Source organism: Stenotrophomonas sp. P5_B8, from assembly GCF_054049855.1.
In genome coordinates this window covers 1-2,419 of the sequence record NZ_JBFULO010000508.1, presented here as the reverse complement: position 1 = coordinate 2,419, position 2,419 = coordinate 1, and the positions used below count along the sequence as shown (strand labels likewise).

General features: G+C 65.0%; 3 protein-coding genes and 1 pseudogene. 3 read left to right on the top strand and 1 reads right to left on the bottom strand.

All coding sequences use genetic code 11. The features are described from left to right. Positions 1-188: hypothetical protein (locus tag ACXJKH_RS18695; RefSeq protein WP_457321607.1), on the bottom strand; the 188-nt coding region annotated here is incomplete at its 3' end. A 93-nt stretch (positions 189-281) separates the two neighbouring features. Here ACXJKH_RS18695 and ACXJKH_RS18690 point away from each other — a divergent pair. The 3 genes and pseudogenes from ACXJKH_RS18690 to ACXJKH_RS18680 all read left to right on the top strand — a co-directional run. Then, positions 282-1,061: a flagellar brake protein gene (locus ACXJKH_RS18690; RefSeq protein ID WP_457321605.1), complete on the top strand. Its 780-nt coding sequence runs from the start codon at positions 282-284 to the stop codon at positions 1,059-1,061. Between the two features lie 523 nt (positions 1,062-1,584). After that, positions 1,585-2,076, top strand: coding sequence for a chemotaxis protein CheW (locus ACXJKH_RS18685; protein ID WP_256777579.1), 492 nt, complete (start codon positions 1,585-1,587; stop codon positions 2,074-2,076). A 151-nt stretch (positions 2,077-2,227) separates the two neighbouring features. After that, positions 2,228-2,419, top strand: a pseudogene (locus ACXJKH_RS18680) (hypothetical protein); the annotation flags it as partial.

Sequence of the window (2,419 nt, the reverse complement as noted above, 5' to 3'; positions counted from 1 at the left end):
GCACGGCGGTACGCGAGCCGGTGCTGGCCAACGAAGGCGACTGGCAGGAGTTCTGATGGCCTGCCGTTGGTTTGCGTGATGCCCACGACACCCCGCTCCGGCGGGGTGTCGTCGTTTTGCACGCCGACATACCGCGTCACGGTGCGACTGATGCCGACCTGGCCGGACAGCGCAGTCGGACGGCGCACAATTCCCCCTACATAAACGTGAACTACTGCCGATAAACGGACAGAGCCCCGGCAATCTTCGCCGACGGCGCCCGCCCAACACAGCAAGAGTCCATGTCCGAAGGCAGCCTTGACGCACACGACGGAACCCATGCCGCCCACGATGACGGCACGGATGATCGTTACCTGGTCCGCAATCCCCGGCAGATCCGCCAGTTGTTGCAGGCGCTGATCGACCAGCGTTCGCTGATCAACGCGCACCTGGGCGGCCGCGACCAGTCCTTCCCGACGGCGATCCTGGAGCTGGACGAGGACGAGGATTGGCTATTGCTGGACGGTAGTCCCTCCGAGCCCGCCAACCGGGCGGCCGAAGAGGCCGGGCATCTGCTGTGTTTTGCACAGCTGGACCGGGTGATGGTGCGGTTCCGGCTGGATCATCTTGAACGGACCGGCGGCAGCGGCCAYGTGGCCTTCCGGGTGGCCTTCCCCAGTGAGCTGGTGCATCTGCAGCGGCGTGAGCTGTACCGGCTGGAGACGCCGATCACCGATTCGCCGCACGTGCGTTTTCCGGTCAACGAGGATCGCAGCGAGGCGCTGAACCTGCGGGTGGTGGACATCAGCGGCGGTGGCCTGGCGGTGACGGTGCCGCCGGACTGCAATGTGTTTTCAATGCAGAAGCGCTACCAGGCGCGGCTGGACATGCCCGACAGCGGTCCGCTGGAGGTGTCGTTGATCGTCTGCAACCAGCTGGCGGTGAAGCTGCCCAACGGGGTGGAGATGAAGCGCGTGGGGATGCGCTTTGACAACCTGCCGCGCGGTGGGGACAGCGCGATCCAGCGCTATATCTTCCGCATCGACCGGCAGCGCAGTGCGCGCAAGAACGGGGAGAGTTGAGGGATTGGTTTTTTGCCAGCGGCAACGGCAACGGCCAAGCAGCGGTGCGAGTGTGCSGCGCCGGGTCGGTACGGGTGGGTTGGCGGGACACGCTGCAAGTCCCGCTCCGCGGCCCGGTCCAGCCGCTGGCGGCTGTCCGTTCAGTCGTATGCGAGGCAGTGCCTCGCAAGCAATGCGCCTWCACCCCTGTAAGCTCGCATACGCCATCCATGGCGCATGACGGTCCCGCCAACCCACCCGTACCGGCCTTCGAGAGATCGCTTTCACCGCGTTGAGATCAAGAGCACGCGGGGCWTTGGGGGTTTGGTTGAGGTGCCGAGCWTGGCTCGGCACTACCCTCCCCCAATCATCGGGGCGGCTTCTCCCATCCGGTCGCGGCAAGGTGTCAGGGCGGGCGGCGCGCGTCAGCAGCGAATCGCTGGACCTCGCTCGCCACACCCCCTCTAAAGTCGCCCCCATCCAGGCCGATATCCAGCGTGACGCCCGGTTTTTCTACCGCCACGCCCGACCCAGGATTCCTTCGATGAACGACAGCAACCTAAATGCCGCCAGCAGCGGTGGTGAGTACCTCAGCTTCACCCTCGGCGCCGAGCACTACGGCGTGGATATCCTCAAGGTGCAGGAAATCCGCGGCTACGACTCGGTCACCCGCGTTCCCGACGCACCGGATTACATCAAGGGCGTCATCAACCTGCGCGGCACCATCGTCCCGGTCATCGACCTGCGCCTGAAGCTGCGCCTGGAAAAGGCCACCTACGATGCCTTCACCGTCATGATCGTGCTCAACGTCGAAGACCGCGTGGTCGGCATCGTCGTGGACAGCGTCTCCGACGTCATCCCGCTCAGCGCCGACCAGATCCGCCCCACCCCCGAGTTTGGCGCCGCCGTCGATACCCGCTTCATTTCCGGCATCGGCACCCAGGACGATCGCATGCTGATCCTGCTGGATATCGAAACCCTGCTCGACAGCGCCGACATGGGCCAGCCCAGCCACGTCGAAGACGCTGCTGCCTGATCGTGCCCGCTCCGCTCACCACCGCGTGGACGCGGGGTGAAAAAAGTTCTTCAGTTCCGTCCAGGACGGCCGATAGCTGCTTCAGGACCCKGCTGTGTAGGGCTGCCCAAGGCCGGGCCAATTCGTCCATTTTCCCCGGAGATTTTTCCCGATGAAGTCCCTGCTTGCGCTGTTCTCGGTTGCCGTTCTCGCCACCTCCGCCTCGTCCGCTTTCGCCCAGTCGGCTGAAATGATCCCGCCGGAGATGGCACCGCGCTCGGTCGGCAAGGACGGCATGGTCTGCGGCAAGGTCGAAAAGGCCCGCTACGCCGAAGGTTCCGAAGGCCAGCCGACCTTCCTGTAC